At 66.8% G+C, this 16,758-nt stretch carries 17 protein-coding genes and 1 tRNA gene; 9 read left to right on the top strand and 9 right to left on the bottom strand.

Annotated elements, in window-relative coordinates:
- Nucleotides 1-63 precede the first annotated feature (63 nt).
- Both WDN01_05015 and WDN01_05010 read left to right on the top strand, forming a co-directional pair.
- Nucleotides 64-1,272: a class I SAM-dependent methyltransferase gene (locus WDN01_05015; GenBank protein ID MEJ0025369.1), complete on the top strand. Its 1,209-nt coding sequence runs from the start codon at nt 64-66 to the stop codon at nt 1,270-1,272.
- A gap of 22 nt (nt 1,273-1,294) precedes the next feature.
- Nucleotides 1,295-1,942, top strand: a complete 648-nt coding sequence (locus WDN01_05010; protein MEJ0025368.1) for a dihydrofolate reductase family protein — start codon at nt 1,295-1,297, stop codon at nt 1,940-1,942.
- Nucleotides 1,943-1,962: 20 nt separating this feature from the next.
- Here the strand turns inward: WDN01_05010 and WDN01_05005 are convergent, their stop codons facing one another.
- A complete protein-coding gene (locus WDN01_05005) occupies nt 1,963-2,442 on the bottom strand; it encodes a helix-turn-helix domain-containing protein (GenBank protein MEJ0025367.1) in 480 nt (159 codons plus the stop codon).
- Between WDN01_05005 and WDN01_05000 the strand changes: the two genes are divergently transcribed.
- Nucleotides 2,426-3,208 (top strand): SDR family oxidoreductase, encoded by a 783-nt coding sequence (locus WDN01_05000; GenBank protein ID MEJ0025366.1) that lies wholly within the window; start codon nt 2,426-2,428, stop codon nt 3,206-3,208. The genes WDN01_05005 and WDN01_05000 overlap by 17 nt on opposite strands.
- 57 nt (nt 3,209-3,265) lie before the next feature.
- Here the strand turns inward: WDN01_05000 and WDN01_04995 are convergent.
- The 4 genes from WDN01_04995 to WDN01_04980 all read right to left on the bottom strand — a co-directional run bounded on the left by WDN01_04995 (nt 3,266) and on the right by WDN01_04980 (nt 5,176).
- Nucleotides 3,266-3,350: transfer RNA gene (locus tag WDN01_04995), tRNA-Leu, on the bottom strand.
- Nucleotides 3,351-3,545: 195 nt separating this feature from the next.
- The gene (locus tag WDN01_04990) at nt 3,546-4,334 is read right to left on the bottom strand and encodes a phosphoadenylyl-sulfate reductase (GenBank protein MEJ0025365.1); all 789 of its coding nucleotides are present in this window, start codon (nt 4,332-4,334) and stop codon (nt 3,546-3,548) included.
- Entirely contained in the window at nt 4,331-4,828 is a 498-nt protein-coding gene (locus WDN01_04985; protein MEJ0025364.1) for an NAD(P)-dependent oxidoreductase, read from the bottom strand. Before WDN01_04985 ends, WDN01_04990 begins: the two co-directional genes overlap by 4 nt.
- A 111-nt stretch (nt 4,829-4,939) precedes the next feature.
- On the bottom strand, nt 4,940-5,176 hold the full coding sequence (locus WDN01_04980; protein ID MEJ0025363.1) for a FliM/FliN family flagellar motor switch protein: 237 nt from the start codon (nt 5,174-5,176) through the stop codon (nt 4,940-4,942).
- A 10-nt stretch (nt 5,177-5,186) separates the two neighbouring features.
- Here WDN01_04980 and lipB point away from each other — a divergent pair, with 10 nt between their 5' ends.
- Nucleotides 5,187-5,861, top strand: a complete 675-nt coding sequence (lipB, locus tag WDN01_04975; GenBank protein ID MEJ0025362.1) for a lipoyl(octanoyl) transferase LipB — start codon at nt 5,187-5,189, stop codon at nt 5,859-5,861.
- A 60-nt stretch (nt 5,862-5,921) separates the two neighbouring features.
- Nucleotides 5,922-6,311: a hypothetical protein gene (locus tag WDN01_04970; protein ID MEJ0025361.1), complete on the top strand. Its 390-nt coding sequence runs from the start codon at nt 5,922-5,924 to the stop codon at nt 6,309-6,311.
- Here the strand turns inward: WDN01_04970 and WDN01_04965 are convergent.
- Nucleotides 6,308-6,598, bottom strand: coding sequence for an acylphosphatase (locus WDN01_04965; protein ID MEJ0025360.1), 291 nt, complete (start codon nt 6,596-6,598; stop codon nt 6,308-6,310). The two genes, WDN01_04970 and WDN01_04965, sit on opposite strands and share 4 nt — an antisense overlap.
- 242 nt (nt 6,599-6,840) lie before the next feature.
- Between WDN01_04965 and WDN01_04960 the strand changes: the two genes are divergently transcribed.
- Nucleotides 6,841-8,847, top strand: coding sequence for a TonB-dependent receptor (locus WDN01_04960; GenBank protein ID MEJ0025359.1), 2,007 nt, complete (start codon nt 6,841-6,843; stop codon nt 8,845-8,847).
- A gap of 123 nt (nt 8,848-8,970) precedes the next feature.
- On the opposite strand, the gene WDN01_04955 is transcribed toward WDN01_04960, so the two are convergent.
- Nucleotides 8,971-10,968, bottom strand: coding sequence for an acetyl/propionyl/methylcrotonyl-CoA carboxylase subunit alpha (locus tag WDN01_04955; GenBank protein MEJ0025358.1), 1,998 nt, complete (start codon nt 10,966-10,968; stop codon nt 8,971-8,973).
- A 99-nt stretch (nt 10,969-11,067) separates the two neighbouring features.
- On the opposite strand from WDN01_04955, the gene WDN01_04950 reads away from it, so the two are divergent.
- From WDN01_04950 to WDN01_04940, 3 genes are all read left to right on the top strand, one after another.
- On the top strand, nt 11,068-13,170 hold the full coding sequence (locus WDN01_04950) for an FUSC family membrane protein (GenBank protein MEJ0025357.1): 2,103 nt from the start codon (nt 11,068-11,070) through the stop codon (nt 13,168-13,170).
- A 33-nt stretch (nt 13,171-13,203) separates the two neighbouring features.
- On the top strand, nt 13,204-13,584 hold the full coding sequence (locus WDN01_04945; GenBank protein ID MEJ0025356.1) for a Rid family detoxifying hydrolase: 381 nt from the start codon (nt 13,204-13,206) through the stop codon (nt 13,582-13,584).
- Nucleotides 13,585-13,645: 61 nt separating this feature from the next.
- Nucleotides 13,646-14,188 carry a hypothetical protein gene (locus WDN01_04940; GenBank protein ID MEJ0025355.1) on the top strand — a complete coding sequence of 181 codons (543 nt, stop codon included), beginning with the start codon at nt 13,646-13,648 and terminating at the stop codon, nt 14,186-14,188.
- A 29-nt stretch (nt 14,189-14,217) separates the two neighbouring features.
- Here WDN01_04940 and WDN01_04935 read toward each other — a convergent pair whose 3' ends face one another.
- Both WDN01_04935 and WDN01_04930 read right to left on the bottom strand, forming a co-directional pair.
- Nucleotides 14,218-14,922, bottom strand: a complete 705-nt coding sequence (locus WDN01_04935; protein ID MEJ0025354.1) for a hypothetical protein — start codon at nt 14,920-14,922, stop codon at nt 14,218-14,220.
- 147 nt (nt 14,923-15,069) lie between these two features.
- On the bottom strand, nt 15,070-16,602 hold the full coding sequence (locus WDN01_04930) for an acyl-CoA carboxylase subunit beta (protein ID MEJ0025353.1): 1,533 nt from the start codon (nt 16,600-16,602) through the stop codon (nt 15,070-15,072).
- Nucleotides 16,603-16,758 lie beyond the last annotated feature (156 nt).

Here is a 16,758-nt window from a genome sequence, read left to right as displayed (position 1 = left end):
CGCGTCGATCTCGCGTGGCTAAGCGCGGAACCGATGTCGGCCTCCCACCGTTGGGAGGGCACGATGAGCGATTCCGTGAACATCCAATCCGACCTGCTGTCCGAAACCGGCGCCAAAACATCGTCTTCGCTGCTCGACCGTCTGCTGGCACGCTATTCCGGCCTCTCCACGACGTTCGAGGCGGTCTTTCCCGACGGCACCAAAAGGCGGGTCGGCCAGGGCACGCCCAATTTCCTCGTCACCCTCAAGAACAACCGCGCGCTCAAGGCGGCGCTGACGCTCGACGAGGGCACGGTCGCGGAATCCTATCTCGCCGGCGACTTCGAGATCGAAGGCGACATGATGAAGCCGTTCGAGATCCAGGCGTCTATGAAGGACGTCCATCCGCTGACCCAGGCCTGGCGCTACATCCAGCCGCTCTTGTTCGGCCAGGTGCACACCAACAAGCAGGCGATCCATTCGCATTACGACATCGACCCAGGTTTCTTCCTGAGCTTCCTCGACCCCAAGACCCCCTGCTACACCCAGGGCGTCTACGAAAAGGACGAGGAGACGCTCGACGTCGCGACGACGCGCAAATTCGAATACGCCTTCCGCCAGCTCAAGCTGAAGCCCGGCGACCACATCCTGGAGATCGGGCCGGGCTGGGGCGCGTGGTTCGAATATGCCAGCGCCCGCGGCGTGAAATGCACCGGCATCTCGATCAGCCGGGAATCGATCGACTACCTGAACGGCCGGGCCAAGGTGCTGGGCTATGACTGGGAGCTGATCTTCTCGGACCTGCTCGAATACCGGACCGACAGGAAATACGACGCCATCGTGATCATGGGGGTGATCGAGCACCTGCCCGACTATCAGCGCGTGCTGGAGAAATTCGCCAGCCTGATCAAGCCGGGCGGCCGCATCTTCCTGGACGGCAGCGCGGCCAACAAGAAGTTCGAGCTGAACTCCTTCATGGTGCGCCATATTTACGGCGGCAACCATTCCTTCCTGGTGCTGCCCGACCTGCTCGACAAGCTCGCCAAGACGCAGATGCAGGCGATCGAAATCTACAACGATTCAAAGAGCTACATGCTGACGCTCATGCAATGGGCGAAGAATCTCGACAAGAACCGCGAGCAGGTGGTGAAACGCTTCGGCGACTACAATTTCCGCCGCTTCCGCCTCTATCTGTGGGGCGCCGCGGCGGCCTTCGCGCGGCGCGAGATGCTCTGCTACCGCATGATCATCCAGAGCCCGACCGGAGACGACGTGCCGGACGCGACGCGCTGAGGGCGGCGATCGAGGAACCTTCATGCCCAAGCTTCGCGTCGCGGCCTTCACCCTCTCGGCGGACGGCTATGGCGCCGGTCCCGACCAGAGCCTCGACTCGCCGCTCGGCCGCGGCGGCGCGCAGCTGCACCAGTGGTTCGTCCCGACCCGTACCTTCCAGCGGATGGTGATCGGGCGCGACGAGGGCGAGACCGGCCTCGACGACGACTTCGCCGCGCGCAGCTTCGAGAATGTCGGCGCCTCGATCCTCGGACGCAACATGTTCGGCCCGGTGCGCGGCCCGTGGCCGGACGACGCCTGGAAGGGCTGGTGGGGTCCTAGTCCGCCCTACCACACGCCGGTCTTCGTCCTCACCCATCATCCGCGCCCGCCGCTGGAGATGGAGGGCGGGACGGTCTTCCACTTCGTCACCGACGGGATCGCGGCGGCGCTCGCCCGGGCACGGCAGGCGGCGGGCGAGCGCGACGTGCGGATCGGCGGCGGGGTCGCCACCGTGCGCGCCTATCTGAAGGCGGGACTGATCGACGAGCTGCACCTCGCCATTTCGCCCGTGCTGCTGGGCTCTGGCGAACACCTGATGGCTGGGATCGACCTGCCGGCGCTGGGCTACCGGATCGACGCGCATGTGTACTCGGACAGGGCGACCCACCTGACCGTCCGGCGAGGCTGAAGCCGTGCCCGCCGTTCGGCCTAGGCAAGCGGCGAATGGTCCGCGGAGAAGTCGCGTGCCGCCAGGAGGACCGGAAGGAGTTTCCTCCCCTCCTCGGCCAGCCGGTACTCGATGCGCAGCGGCCTTTCGCGAAAATCGACCCGCTCGATCAGGCGGTCCTGTTCCAGTTCGCGAAGATGCTGGGTCAGCATTTTTTGCGAGATGCCCGGCAGGTCGCGCCTGAGCCGGGACGTGCGCATGGCGGGATCGGCATAAAGCCGGAAGAGTATCGGCAGCTTCCAGCGTCCCTTGATCATGTCGACGACGCGCGTGACATGCGCGACGGACCCCTCGGGCCCGAGGCAGCTCCGGCGCGCATCGTCGCCGACGGGCACTTTTAAGTGCGTACTTGCCTTGGCCATCGTCGCGTTCGATCTGAGGAGCTGCAATGCGACAGATGGATGTTCCGCGATGGATTTGCAATTGCGCGGACGGGCGGCGCTCGTGACCGGCAGCAGCAAGGGGATCGGCGAGGCCGTCGTCCGGAAACTCGCCGAGGAGAATGCGACGGTCGTCGTTCATGGCCGCGACCGCGTTCGGACGGACGCCGTGAGAGACGAAATCGTCGGCCGCGGCGGGCGAGCCCATGCCGTGGTCGGCGATCTCACCCGGGACGGGGACGTCGAACGGCTGGTCGGGGAAGCCGAAAGGCTCGCCGGCCCGATCGGGATCCTGGTCAACAACGCCGGCGGATCGGGCGGCAGCAAGGAAGACTGGGAAAACCCCCGGCCGGATTCGTGGGCAGCGGCCTATGACCGCAATGTGCTGGCGGCGTTGAGAGTCACGACAAGACTGCTGCCCAAGATGCGGCAGGCGAAATGGGGCCGCGTCATCAACATCTCCAGCATGGCGGCGACGATGCCGCCCAAAGGCGCGGCAGACTATTCCGCGGCCAAGGCGGCGATCAACGCGATGACGGGCTCGCTGGCGAAAGCCGTGGCGGCGGACGGCGTGACGGTCAACGCGATCTCGCCGGGCACCATACGCAGCGACGCGCTCGACAAGCGGTTTCGGGAATTCGCGACGGAGCGGGGCTGGGCGAAGCACGATGCGCCGTGGGACGAAATCGAGCAGCGGGTGCTGCCGGAATTCGCGCAAGTACCCGTTGGGCGCGTCGGACGCCTGGAAGAAATCGCGGGCGTCGCGGCATTTCTCGCGAGCCCGGCGGCGGCCTACATCACCGGCACCAATCTGCGCGTCGATGGCGGAATGTTCCCCGGCCTTTAGCCGAGAGGCGCGCGGCAAACCGAAAATTCCGACGATTTCGGTCGGCCCAAAATCGAATGGTGCGGTCGAGAGGACTCGAACCTCCACGGGTTGCCCCGCTACCACCTCAAGGTAGTGCGTCTACCAATTCCGCCACGACCGCACGTCAGGGATTCACAGGTAGGCGCGGGGGTTTAGCAGAGGCGGATCGGGTTGAAAAGCGGCACTTTCCAGCAATCAAAACCCACTGTCACGCCCGCGAAGGCGGGCGTCCAGCGACTGGGCAGACTGCCAAAACTGGATTCCCGCTTCCGCGGGAATGACGGTTCAAACCGACTTTAACAGAGGCAACCTTGCCTCAAATGCCCTCGCCGTCCACGCCGATGTGGATCCCGCATTCGTCCTTGTCGAGGCCGGACCAGCGGCCGTCGCGATAGCTCTCGCCGGCCTGGATGCGCCGCGTGCAGGGCATGCAGCCGATCGAGGGATAGCCGTCCTCCACCAGCGGATGGCGCGGCAGGTCGTGGCGGACCGTGTAGGCCTCCAGGTCGGCGAGCGACCAGTCGGCCAGCGGGTTGAAGCGGAAGCGGCCCTCGAAGAACTCCACCGCCTGCATCTCCGCGCGTTCCTTGGTCTGGAAGCGCTTGCGGCCGGTGATCTGCGCCGCGAAGGGCTCGAGCGCGCGCTTGAGCGGGATGACTTTGCGGAAATTGCAGCAGGCATCCGTGTCCTTCGACCACAGCGTGCCCTCGGCATCGAATTTGGCGCGGTCGGCGGGATTGGGCGCCAGCGAGCGGATGTCGCCGAGGCCGAGCACGTCCTGCAGGCGGTCGCGATAGCGCAGCGTCTCGCCGAACAGCTTGCCGGTGTTGAGGAAGAGGATCGGCGTCGCCGGATCGATCTCGGCCACCAGGTGCAGCAGCACCGCGGACTCCGCGCCGAAGGACGAGACGACGGCGCTCTTGCCCTTGAACTCGCCGCCCAGCGCCAATTCGAGGATGCCGTGCGCGTCCCGGCCGCGCGAGGCGTCCTGAAGCTGGCCGAGCTTGGCGAGGATCAGCGGGTCGGGCGTGCCCGCCCCTGCCCTGTCGAAGGCGCGCGGCGCGGTGCCGCGCGAACGGTCGATCACGGTGACGGCGGCGCTCACGAGAGCCAGCCCTTCTCCGACACCAGCGCGCGGGTGCGGCGGGAGACTTCGTCCGGCGCGAGGCCGCTGGCCCGCCAGACTGCGCGGGCGGAGCCGACATCGGCCAGATGGGCCTCCCATTCGGGGCCGAAATGGCTTTCCAGCCATTCGCGGAGCCGGCGCGCGAGGCCGGGCGCCTGGCCGCCGGTCGAGGCGGTGAGGACGAGGTCGCCGCGCCGAACGATGGCGGGGACGTGGAAATCGCAGAGCCCCGGCACGTCCTCGACATTGACGAGGATGCCCATGGCGCGGGCCTCCGCGGCCATAACCTCGGCGGCGTCGCGGTCGAGCCCGGCGATGAACAGGATGTTGAGACGCGGCAGCGCGCCGGAGAGGCTTACCGGGATGGCCTCGACCGCGGCTTCGGCCAGGAGCGCGGCACGGCGGACATAGCCCTCACCGGCGCCGGCAAGGCCGACGCGGACCGTCTGAGGATTGAGCAGAATGGGGAGCAAAGCGGCCTCCGCCCGGCCACCGGGCCGGTTGTACAGCAGAGGTACGCATGACCCGCCTAAAATGCAAGAACGGGGTGGGGAATGCTATGAATTACACGAATTTGGGTGGAATTACTGATATCCCTTCAGGATATCCGTGATCGAGACGCCTATCTTGTCGCCATGGATGATGATCTCGCCCTTCGCCACCGGCTTGTCATTGGCCAGGATCAGCACCGGATCGTCCTGCTTGGAGTCGAGTTCGATCACCGCGCCGCGGCCCATGCGCAGGAGCTGATGCATCGGAATCGTGGAGCTGCCGAGCACCACCGAGATTTCGACTTTGACGCCGGAGATATTGGAGGACATGAAAGAGCCCATGGATGACGGCACACAGTCTCCGGCGAACATGGTTTCGGAGGCGTTAACGCGGTCCGCGGTCGAATGGCGGATCGCGCCCGGCCTGACGCCCTACCCCGAGGCCGTAGCGTTCATGGAGGAACGCGCGGCGGCGATCGCGGCCGGCACGCGGCCCGAACTGGTCTGGCTGGTCGAGCATCCGGCGATCTACACCGCCGGCACCAGCGCGAAGGACGCCGACCTGCTCGATGCGCGCTTTCCGGTGTTCAAGACCGGGCGCGGCGGGCAGTTCACCTATCACGGGCCGGGGCAGCGCGTCGGCTATGTCATGCTCGACCTGAAGCGGCGCGGCTCGGACGTGCGCGCCTTCGTGCACGATCTCGAAGCGTGGCTGATCCGCACGCTGGCCGCCTTCAATGTGAAGGGCGAGCGGCGCGAGGGGCGCGTCGGCATCTGGGTCGCGCGCGGGGCCCGCGAGGACAAGATCGCCGCCATCGGCGTCAGGGTGCGGCGCTGGGTGACGTTCCACGGCGTGAGCCTGAACGTCGATCCCGACCTGACGCATTTCTCCGGCATCGTGCCCTGCGGCATCAGCGAGCACGGCGTGACCAGCCTGCACGACCTGGGCATTCTCGCGACGATGGCCGACGTCGACGTCGCGATGCGCGATGCGTTCAAGGATGTGTTCGGCTGAGGCTTCACCCGACTTTGCTCTTCGGATAAACAGGCGCGACCGCATCCTTGGGGGGATTCGATGCCGCGCGTTTCAGCCGCTTTCTTCACCGTCGCCATTCTTCTGCTGCTCAGCGGAATGGTGCTCGGCGAATATATGGGCGCCAAGGAGGAGTTCACGCTGGCGCCGGTCCATGCGCATATGAACCTGCTGGGCTGGGCCTCCCTGGCACTGTACGGGACGTTCTACGCACTGACCGCCGCGACGCTGTCGCCGCGCCTGGCCTGGATCAATTTCACTTTCTCGACGCTGGGCGTTCTGGCGATGACCGTGACGTTGACGCTGCTGCTGACGACCGGCAATTCGGCGGTCTGGGGACCCGCGTCGGGCGCCGCCGGCGGCCTCGCGCTGCTGGGCGCGCTGACGTTCCTGATCTGCGTGCTGCGCGAGCTGTTCCGCACGCGCGCCTAAACCGACGGGCGACGCCTGAAGCCCTTTTCCTCGGCCGGGTCGGCCTTGTGCATCTCGACATTGCGCACGGTCGAGCCGGGCGGGCCCTTCATGCACAGGCCGATCAGGGTCTCGACGGTCTTGTTGGGGCCGGAGACCAGGACCTCGACCGTTCCGTCGGAGCGGTTGCGGATCCAGCCGTCGACCCCGAGGCGCGTCGCTTCGGCGATCACATAATTGCGATAGCCGACGGCCTGCACGAATCCTTCTATCCGAAGGCGCAGATGGGTGAAATCGTCGTCGCTCATGGCAAAGGTATGGCCGATGCGCCGGCGCAGTTCCAGTGGCCGTCCGTCGGACCTCGCGGTCACGATCGCGTGACGGCGGCGCCACCGCGGCGCCGGCGATTGCGCCCGCCCCGCTAGTCGGCAATCAAACGAGCCGCGCAATCGAGCTATGCGCGGGGCGCGCATTGTCCGACGAGGCGTGCCGCCTCCAATTTGACGACTAGAGCAACGACAACACACGACAGATATTGGGGAATCCCCGCTTGACGCTCAAACGGACGGCCGCATGGACAGCCGCGGCCTTGCTGGCGATCTCATCCGCCCATGCCCAGTCGCAGACCAGCATCCTGAACTACGACCCGGCGTTCTTCGCCGATGCGCGGCCGAACACGGCCTATGACATGATCAACCGGCTGCCGGGGTTCACCTTCGCCGATGTCGGCTCGGCGCGCGGCTTCGCCGGCACCGCCGGCAACGTCCTGATCAACGGGCAGCGGCCGACCTCCAAGAACGACGCGCTGCAGTCGGTGCTCAACCGCATCAACGCCGCCGACGTCGACCATATCGAGCTGATCCGCGGCGGCGCGCCGGGCATCGACATGCAGGGCCAGACGGTGGTCGCCAATGTCGTCCTCAAGAAGGGGGATTCGACCCATCTCGTGGCGACGGCCGAGGACTTCGTCTTCATCGACGGCCACATGGTGCCCTATGCGTCGCTGCTGTTCACGCGCCATGTGGGACAGGCGACCTATGAGGGTTCGTTCGGGCTGACCCAGGGCTATGACGATTCCGTCGGCCACGGCATCCACAACGTGTTCGACGGAGCGGGCCATCTGCTGACGCAGGATCAGACGATCAGCCATGGGCTCGGCACCGGCCTGTCGGCCAAGGGCACGGCGACGGTCCCGCTCTGGGGCGGCGAGTTCAAGGCGAACCTGACGCTGCAGAACATCCCGTATATCGACCGCCTGTCCTATTCGCGGCCGGGATTCTTCGAGGAGTTCAAGGACCGCAACCGCGACAACATCGCGGAGCTCGGCCTGCACTGGAAAGGCAAGGTCGGGGCTACGGAGCTGGAGACGCTGGTGCTGCAGCGCTACGACCACAACAATGCGAGCTCGGATTCCGACGACGGCACCACGCTGCAGCATTTCGTCTCCAAGTCCGACATGGGCGAGACCATTGCGCGGGCGACGCTGCGCTACCAGCCGATGCCGGAGCTGACGCTGGAGAGCGGCGCCGAGGGCGCGTTCAATTTCCTCGACGGCTCGACCGCGTTCTTCGTCGACAATGTCATCCAGCCCCTGCCCGCGCCGGACGCGCGGGTCGAGGAGCGGCGCGGCGAGGTGTTCGCGCAGGGCACGTGGAAATACTCGCCGGAATGGCTGCTCGAGGCCGGCATCCGCGCGGAATATTCGACCATCAGCGAAACCGGCTCGGTCAGCCTCAGCCGGTCGTTCTTCTATCCCAAGCCGCGCGCGGTGCTGACCTGGTCGCCGGACAAGGACACCCAGGTGCGGCTGCGCTACGAGAAGGTCGTCGGCCAGCTCGATTTCAACAACTTCATCGCCAGTGCCAACCTGGCCGCCACCGGCATCACGGCGGGCAACGAGAACATACGTCCCGACCAGCGCTCGCAATACGAGGTGTCGTTCGAGCGGCATTTCTGGGGCAAGGGCGCCCTGGTGCTGACCGTCATGCATGAGGAGATCAAGGACGTCGTCGATTTCATTCCGGTGACGAGCCCGAGCGGGGTGTTCGACGCGCCAGGAAACATCGGCAACGGCCAGAACAACCAGATCACCTTGCAGGTGACGCTGCCGCTCGACCGCATCTTCATCCCGAACGGACTTCTGACCGCGACGAACACCTTCAACCTCACCTCGGTGCGCGATCCGGTGACCGGCACCAACCGTGTGATCTCCGAACAGCGGCCGCAGAGCATCCGTGTGAGCTTCACCCAGGACGTGGACAGCCTGAAATCGACCTGGGGCATCTCCTTCAACAATGGCTGGTCCGAGGATGCCTTCCGGCTCGCGCAGGTGCGCCAGACCAAGCTCGTGCCGCCCTATTTCAGCATCTTCTGGGACTACAAGCCGAGCGCGGCGTGGAGCTTCCACATCGAGGGCGACAACATCACGAGCTTCGTCTACGACGACAAGAGATTCAACTATTCGGGGCCGCGCAACACCTCGCCGCTGGACAATATCGACGAATACCGCGCGCATTCGATGCCGCAGATCGATTTCCAGATACGAAGGACGTTTTAACATCACCACTGGTGTCATGCCCCGCGAATGCGGGGCACCCAGTTAACGCCTGGGCAGCCGGTGCAAACGTCAACTGGGTCCGCCGCATTCGCGGCGGATGACAGTTGGGAGGTGGAGGAGCTGCTAGGCGAACTCCAGGATCACGTCGTCCAGCGCGAGGCTGTCGCCCTTCGCGGCGTTGATCTTCTTGATCGTGCCGTCGCGCTCGGCGGTCAGGACGTTCTCCATCTTCATCGCCTCGACCACGGCCAGCGTCTCGCCCGCCTTGACCTCCTGGCCGACGGCGACGTTCACCGAGACGATCAGTCCGGGCATCGGGCAGAGCAGCATCTTCGAGGTGTCGGCCGCGACCTTCTCGGGCATCAGCGCGGCCAGCCGCGCGCCCTCGGGCGAGCGCACGATCGCGGTGACGGTGCGGCCGCCCTGGCCCAATTTGTAGCCGCCCTGGATGCGGCCGAGCTGGATGGCGTGCTCGCCGTCGCAGCCGGCGAGATGCATGATCGGCTGGCCCGGCATCCATTCGGTCAGCGCATCGTACGGCTTGCCGTCGATCACCAGGCTGAGATTGCCGGCCGCGAGATTGGCCTGGGAGACCGCGAAGGCCTCGCCGTCGAGCGAGACCACGTAATCGCCGGCCAGGCGATGCGCGCCGTTCAGCGTGCCGGTGATGCCGCTGGCGCGCAGGCCGCGGGTGAGCCGCGCGGCGACCGCCGCGGCGACGAAGCGGCGCTTGTCGCCGTCGTCGAGCGCGAGGCCATGGAAACCGTCGGGGAATTCCTCGGCGATGAACGCCGTGGTCAGCCGGCCCTCGCGGAAACGTTCGTTGTGCATGATCGCGGTCAGGAAGGCGATGTTGTGGTTGATGCCCTCGATGCGGAATTCGTCCAGCGCCTTGGCCATCGCGTCCACGGCTTCCAGCCGGGTCGGCGCATGGGTGCAGAGCTTGGCGATCATGGGATCGTAGAACATCGAGATCTCGCCGCCCTCATAGACGCCGGTGTCGTTGCGCACCGTGATGTCGCCGAAATCGCCTTCGGCCGGCGGGCGATAGCGCACGAGGCGGCCGGTGGAGGGCAGGAAGCCGCGATAGGGGTCCTCGGCATAGACGCGGGACTCGACCGCCCAGCCGTTCAGGCCGACGTCCTTTTGGGCGATCGGCAGCTTCTCGCCGGCGGCGGAGCGGATCATCAGCTCGACCAGATCGAGACCGGTGGTGAGCTCGGTCACGGGATGCTCGACCTGGAGACGCGTGTTCATTTCGAGGAAGTAGAATTTGCGGTCCTTGTCGACGATGAATTCCACCGTTCCGGCGCTGTCGTAGCCGACCGCCTTGGACAGCATCACCGCCTGCTCGCCCATCGCCTTGCGCGTGGCGGCGTCCAGGAAGGGCGACGGCGCCTCCTCGATCACCTTCTGGTTGCGGCGCTGGATCGAGCATTCGCGCTCGTTCAGATAGACGACGTTGCCGTGGCGGTCGCCCATCACCTGGATTTCGATATGGCGGGGCTCGGTGACGAATTTCTCGATGAACAGGCGGTCGTCGCCGAAGGAGGCCTTGGCTTCGTGCTGGGAGGATTTGATCGCCTGGACGAGGTCTTCCTCCTTGTGGACGATGCGCAGGCCCTTGCCGCCGCCGCCGGCCGAGGCCTTCACCATCACCGGATAGCCGATCTCCCTGGCGATCTTGCGGGCATGGGCGTCGTCGGTGATCTCGCCGATGAAGCCGGGAACGGTGTTCACCTTGGCGGCCTGGGCGAGCTTCTTGGATTCGATCTTGTCGCCCATCGCGGCGATGGCCCGATTGTTCGGGCCGATGAAGACCACGCCGGCCTTGGCCAGCGCCTCGGCAAAGGCCTCGCGCTCCGACAGGAAGCCGTAGCCGGGATGCACGGCCTCGGCCCCGGTATCCCGGCAGGCCTGCACGATCCGGTCGATGACGAGATAGGACTGGGCCGAGGGCGGCGGGCCGATATGCACGGCCTCGTCGGCCATTTCGACATGCAGGGCGTCGCGGTCGGCGTCGGAATAGACGGCAACCGTCGCGATACCCATTTTGCGGGCGGTCTTGATGACGCGGCAGGCGATCTCGCCGCGATTGGCGATAAGGATTTTCTTGAACATCGAACCCCGGAGCGGCCGTTGATTTGGCCTGACGGAGCAAGGTTTTAGGCGAGGCGGCGCTTGCCGTAAACGGCCAACCTCGTTTACGGGAGGGAAGCCATGTCGCGCCTCACCCGCACCCTCCATCCCCTGCTCTACCGGCCGCACCTCGAAAACGGGCTGTCGGTGAGCCTTGGCGTATCTTTGGCCGGTCTGATCGCCGGCCTGCCGCTGGGCCTCGCGGCCGGAATCGCGGCGGCCACCGGCGCGCTGTGCGTCTCCATCGCCGACCAGCCCGATCCCCTGAACGAGAAGCCGCGGGCGCTGGCCGCCGCGATCGTCATGGCCTGCCTGGCGACGGCGGCGACGCTGCTCGTGAAAGGTGTCGTGTGGGGAGAGTTCGCCGTGACGGCGGCCGTCGCGCTGTGGGCGGGGCTGATCTCGGCCTATGGCAAGCGGGCGGTCGGGCTCGGCGTCGTCACCGTGCTCGCCTTCGTGCTGGCGCTGGCGGCGGAGATCGCGGGCGAACGGGAGGCGATCGCGCATATGGCGCTGTTCGCGGCGGGCGCCGCGATCTACGCGGCCTATGCGCTCGGCCTGGCCTGGGTGTTCGACGCGCGCGTGCGCCGGCTGCTGCTGGCCGAGGCGCTGCGCAGCTTCGCCGGCTATCTGCGCGCCAAGGCGGAACTGTTCGAGGTCGAGCGCGACGGCGCCAAGGCCTTCGCGGCAATGATCGAGGCCCATGCCGCGGCGGTCGAGCGCATGCAGATCGCGCGCGACGCGATCTATGCGCGGACGGCCAAGTCCTGGCAGCACCGCCAGGCGCGGGCGCTGATCGCGCTGCTCGACGCGTTCGAGACCATCCTGTCGAGCGACGCCGATATCGAGATCCTGCAGAAATCGCGGCACCGCCACCTGATGCGCCGGCTGCGCGGCATGACGCTGGCGCTGGCGCAGGACGCCGAGCGGCTGGCGCTGGCGCCGGCCGAGGTGGTCGAGATCGAGCCGCATGTCCGCGAGCGCGACGCCATCGCGGCGGAGATCGCCCGCATCGCCCCGTCGACGGCCGGCGACGAGCCGGAGCTGCAGGCGATCGCGGCGTTCCGCTCGACCGCCGACAAGCTGGCGCAGTCGGCGCTGCGCATCGCCGCCATCGGCGCCAAGGAGCCGCCGCAGCCGCATGCCGACCTCAACCTGTTCCGCCAGCAGGGGCCGCGCGGCCTCCGGCATCTGAAGGCGCAGCTCGGCTTCGGCAAGCCGGCCTTCCGCTATGCGATCCGCCTGGCGCTGGCGATGATCGCGGGGCTGGCGCTCACCGTCGCCTTTCCGCGCTTCGCGCATGCAAGCTGGATCCTGCTCACCATCGCGCTGATCATGCGCGCCAATTTCAGCGTGACGCGCCAGCGCCGCGCCGACCGCATCATCGGCACGCTGGCGGGCTGCGTGCTGGCGGCCGGGCTGCAGGGCTTCGTGCCGGTCGAGTACCTGCTCGTATTCGTGGCGCTGGCGACGGGGGTGAGCCATGCTTTCGGGGCGGTGAACTATCGCGTGACGGCGGCCTCGGCCTCGGTGTCGGCGCTGCTGCTGCTGCACTTCCTGCAGCCCGCCGCGCATCACGCGCTGGCCGAGCGGATCGGCGACACGCTGATCGGGGCGGCGCTGAGCTATGTCTTCAGCTTCCTGCTGCCGACCTGGGAGCGCCACGACCTGCCGCGCAATATCGCGGGCCTGCTCAAGGCGGACCGCGACTTCGCCGTCCAGGCGATGACGCGGACGCGGGTCGAGCAGAACTACCGGCTGGCGCGCAAGAAGCTGTTCGAGGCGGTGGCGGCGCTCTCCGGCGCGGTGCGGCGGCTGGCCGACGAGCCGAACACCGGCAAGGACCTGCTGGGGCGGCTGAACGCGCTCCTGGCCGCGAACTATCTGTTGCTGTCGGACCTGACGTCGATGCAGGTGCTGTATTCGCTGCGCGGCGAGGAGCTGGACAAAATCCCCCAGGCCGAGACGCTGACCGCCGAGATGCGCGGGCGGGTGCTCGAAATCCTCGACACCGCGCCGTCGGAGAAGGCGCCGCCGCGCCTGAGCAAGACGTCGCGGGACGATCTCTACCAGCCGAACGGGATGTCGGTGCTGAAGCGCAGGCTGGTGCATATCGAGCACGCGGCGCGGCGCGTCGCGGGGCTGGCGCAAGACACCGCGGGGCGCGGCGATGCGCTATCCTAGGATTTGCCGGCCATCCATCACCCGGAGTTCTCCATGATCGAGTTCATCAACGGCGCCGCCGCCCAGGCCGCGAACCTGCCGTTCAGCCAGGCGGTCCGCGCCGGCGGCATGCTCTATCTCTCCGGCTGCATCGGCAACGTCCCGGGCAAGATGGCGCTGGTGCCGGGCGGCATCGAAGCGGAGAGCCGGCAATTGATGGAGAACATCGCCGCGGTTCTGAAGGAGGCGGGATCGGATTTCGACCTTCTCGTCAAATGCACCGTCTATCTTGCCGACATGGCGGAGTGGGGCGCGTTCAACGCCGTCTATGTCCCCTATTTCAAGGCCGGCCGCTTTCCGGCGCGCACCGCCATCGGCGCGCACCAGCTCATCCTCGGGGCGCGGGTGGAGATGGAATGCGTCGCCGCGGCATGAGCGCCGCGGGATTTCGGATTCGGCCCGGTGCGCTATAGTGCGACGGGTTCGGGGATTTGCCATGATGATCGTGAAGCTTCGGGCGCTCTGCGCCTGCCTCGCCCTGCTGGCGCTGTCGGCCTGCATCTCGTCGCCGGAGGACTTGGCGGCCCCGCCCTCAGGCCAGGATTCCTATGTCGTGCTCGGCGTCGCGCCGTCCGACATAAACCTCCAAATCGTCAACGGGCGCCTGCGCAAGGGGGTGTTCCGCGCCGGGCTCTTCCGGCTGACCGAGCTTTCCTACAAGCCCGATGACGGCGGCTATATCGTGATGAAGGTGCCCGGCAACACGAACTATGCCGTCGTCTCGGCGATCTCGACGATCTGGCGCCAGTCGTTCCTGGGAGAGAAATACGTTCCGTCCGGCGCCAAGACGCTGGTCTTCGAGGCGCCCGCCGGCAAGGTCGTCTACGTCACCAGCCTTCAATACCGGCGTGGCGCCGGCCGGCTCGAGGTGGCGCCGACCCAGGATCTCGAACGCGCCCGGGCCTATCTGCGCGACCATTACCCGGCGCTGGCCGGCAGGCTGACGCAGGCGCGCTACGCCTTCCTGCCGCTGCAATGACCGCGCCCTGCGCGGGGTGGGTGTCGCGGCTATTTCGCCCGGTTGAAGGCGGCGACGTCGAGCGCCAGCGACATCATCAGGAAGACGATGGATTCGACTCCGTCGAAGGCGGTCCAGCCGATCAGAAGCGGCCGCGGCGGCGGCGCGAGCTGAAGCCAGGCGGTCATGCCGAGATGGAGGGCGAACAGCCCGAAGACGAGGACGAGATAGGCGCCGGCCGCGGCGCTCCACCGGCCGCGCATGCCGCGCCAGGCGGCGCCGAAGCCGATGTCGCGAAACCGCGCGGTGCGCGCGATCGGCCAGGGCACGATCCGCAGCACCGCCAGATCGACCAGCAGCGTGGCGAGCGCGATGCAGGAGAGGACGGTCAGGGAGACATTCGCCTGGCCGAGCGGGAGCTTCCGCGCTGCCAGCGTGAGGCCGACGCCCAGCGCCTGCCCGACAATGAAGATGGCGATGGTCCAGGCCGCGAAGAAGACGATGCCGCGGTCGAAGGCCCAGGGCCGCGCGGGATGTCCGACCATGCGGCGCAGCGTGACGGCCGCCAGCCAGGCCACGCCGAGCAGCCGCACCGCCAAGGACGCCAGTTGCAGGGCGCTGAAGCCGCGCCCCGCCTCCACGCCATAGACGAGATCGACCAGGTTCGTGCCCGTCGCCACCGCGAGCAGCAGCAGCCAGGCGAGCGGCGCGCGCGCGAAGGAGCGGAAGAAAAGGGAAAGCGTCTCGCCGATCATCGTGTCCCCCCGGACGGCATGGCGAGGCAGCAGAGCGCCGCAGTGGGGCGGAACCGAGGCGACAAGATGAACGGAAGATGGCCGCGGGAGGCGGTCTCACGCAGCGCGCCGACCCTAAGACTCACCTGCCCGCAAGGGGAAGGTGAGTCAAAGCGGTATGTTGTCGTGTTTCTTCCACACCTGCGCGACCTGCTTGTTGCGGAGCATCCGTAGCGAGCGCGCGATGCGCCAGCGGGTCGAGTGCGGGCGGATCACGTCGTCGATGTAGCCGCGACTCGCCGCCACGAACGGATTCAAGAACGCGTCCTCGTATTCCTTCGTCCGCTGGGCGATGGCGTCGGGATTGCCGCGCTCCCCCCGGAAGATGATCTCCACCGCGCCCTTGGCGCCCATCACGGCGATCTGGGCGCTCGGCCAGGCGTAGTTCACGTCGGCCCGCATGTGCTTGGACGCCATCACGTCATAGGCGCCGCCATAGGCCTTGCGCGTGATCACCGTCACCTTCGGAACCGTCGCCTCGGTATAGGCGAAGAGCAGCTTGGCGCCGTGCTTGATGATGCCGCCATGCTCCTGCGCCACGCCCGGCAGGAAGCCCGGCACGTCCACGAAGGTCACCAGCGGGATGTTGAAGCAGTCGCAGAAGCGCACGAAGCGCGCGGCCTTGCGGCTGGCATCGCTGTCGAGCACGCCGGCCAGCACCATGGGCTGGTTGGCGACGAAGCCGACGGTCGAGCCCTCGATCCGGCCGAAGCCGGTGATGATGTTGCGGGCGAAGGCCTCGCCGATCTCGAAGAAATCGCCCTCGTCGGCGACCTTATGGATCAGTTCCTTCATGTCGTAGGGCTTGTTGGGATTCTCCGGCACCAGCGTGTCGAGGCTGAGCTCCTCGCGGCGCGGATCGTCCTGCGTCGGCCAGGACGGCGCCTTGTCGCGGTTGTTGAGGGGGAGGAAATCGTAGAGCCGGCGCATCTCTTCGAGGCAGATCACATCGTTGTCATAAGCGCCGTCGGCGACGGAGGATTTGGTCGAATGCACCTTGGCGCCGCCGAGCTGTTCGGGCGTCACGTCCTCATGCGTCACGGTCTTCACCACGTCGGGGCCGGTGATGAACATGTAGGAGGTGTCGCGCACCATGAAGATGAAATCGGTCATCGCCGGCGAATAGACGTCGCCGCCGGCGCAGGGACCCATGATCACGCTGATCTGCGGCACGACTCCTGATGCGAGCACGTTTCGTTGGAACACCTCGCCATAGCCGGCGAGGCTGCCGACGCCTTCCTGGATGCGGGCGCCGCCGGCATCGAGCAGGCCCATCACGGGGGCGCCGTTCTGCATCGCCATCTCGACGATCTTGACGATCTTCTTGGCGTGGGTCTCCGACAGCGAGCCGCCGAACACGGTGAAGTCCTTGGCGTAGACATAGACCATGCGGCCGTTGATCGTGCCCCAGCCGGTGACGACGCCGTCGCCCGGGATGCGGTTCTTGTCGGTGTCGAAATCGGTGTTGCGGTGCTCCACGAACATGTCGAACTCCTCGAAGGAGTTGGCGTCGAGCAGGAGCTCGATGCGCTCGCGGGCGGTCAGCTTGCCGCGGGCGTGCTGGGCCGCGATGCGGGCCTCGCCGCCGCCCAGCCTTGCCTTGGCGCGGCGGGATTCGAGTTCGGTTAGGACGTGTTTCATCGGGTGCTTTGCTCTCGGAACATCGATGGCGGCAGAGTGTGGGGGGACGGCTTTCGATTCAACCCTCCCCTTGAGGGAGGGTCGAAATTCGCGCAGCGAATTTCGGGGAGGGTCTTCCATCGCCGCCTGACCCCTCCCCGAAAAATCTCCGCTGCG

The sequence above is a fragment of the Rhizomicrobium sp. genome (assembly GCA_037200985.1).
Taxonomy (GTDB): Bacteria; Pseudomonadota; Alphaproteobacteria; order Micropepsales; family Micropepsaceae; genus Rhizomicrobium.
Note: the sequence above shows the minus strand (reverse complement) of the source record. Positions and strands in the feature narration are given on the sequence as shown.

What these genes read in the sequence shown, in the direction of transcription:
- WDN01_05015 (MEJ0025369.1), top strand. Translation starts at nt 64, where the DNA reads ATGAGCGATTCCGTGAACATCCAATCCGACCTGCTGTCCGAAACCGGC.
- WDN01_05010 (MEJ0025368.1), top strand. Translation starts at nt 1,295, where the DNA reads ATGCCCAAGCTTCGCGTCGCGGCCTTCACCCTCTCGGCGGACGGCTAT.
- WDN01_04980 (MEJ0025363.1), bottom strand. Translation starts at nt 5,176, where the DNA reads ATGTCCTCCAATATCTCCGGCGTCAAAGTCGAAATCTCGGTGGTGCTC.
- lipB (MEJ0025362.1), top strand. Translation starts at nt 5,187, where the DNA reads ATGGATGACGGCACACAGTCTCCGGCGAACATGGTTTCGGAGGCGTTA.
- WDN01_04970 (MEJ0025361.1), top strand. Translation starts at nt 5,922, where the DNA reads ATGCCGCGCGTTTCAGCCGCTTTCTTCACCGTCGCCATTCTTCTGCTG.
- WDN01_04965 (MEJ0025360.1), bottom strand. Translation starts at nt 6,598, where the DNA reads ATGAGCGACGACGATTTCACCCATCTGCGCCTTCGGATAGAAGGATTC.
- WDN01_04955 (MEJ0025358.1), bottom strand. Translation starts at nt 10,968, where the DNA reads ATGTTCAAGAAAATCCTTATCGCCAATCGCGGCGAGATCGCCTGCCGC.
- WDN01_04950 (MEJ0025357.1), top strand. Translation starts at nt 11,068, where the DNA reads ATGTCGCGCCTCACCCGCACCCTCCATCCCCTGCTCTACCGGCCGCAC.
- WDN01_04945 (MEJ0025356.1), top strand. Translation starts at nt 13,204, where the DNA reads ATGATCGAGTTCATCAACGGCGCCGCCGCCCAGGCCGCGAACCTGCCG.
- WDN01_04940 (MEJ0025355.1), top strand. Translation starts at nt 13,646, where the DNA reads ATGATGATCGTGAAGCTTCGGGCGCTCTGCGCCTGCCTCGCCCTGCTG.
- WDN01_04935 (MEJ0025354.1), bottom strand. Translation starts at nt 14,922, where the DNA reads ATGATCGGCGAGACGCTTTCCCTTTTCTTCCGCTCCTTCGCGCGCGCG.
- WDN01_04930 (MEJ0025353.1), bottom strand. Translation starts at nt 16,602, where the DNA reads ATGAAACACGTCCTAACCGAACTCGAATCCCGCCGCGCCAAGGCAAGG.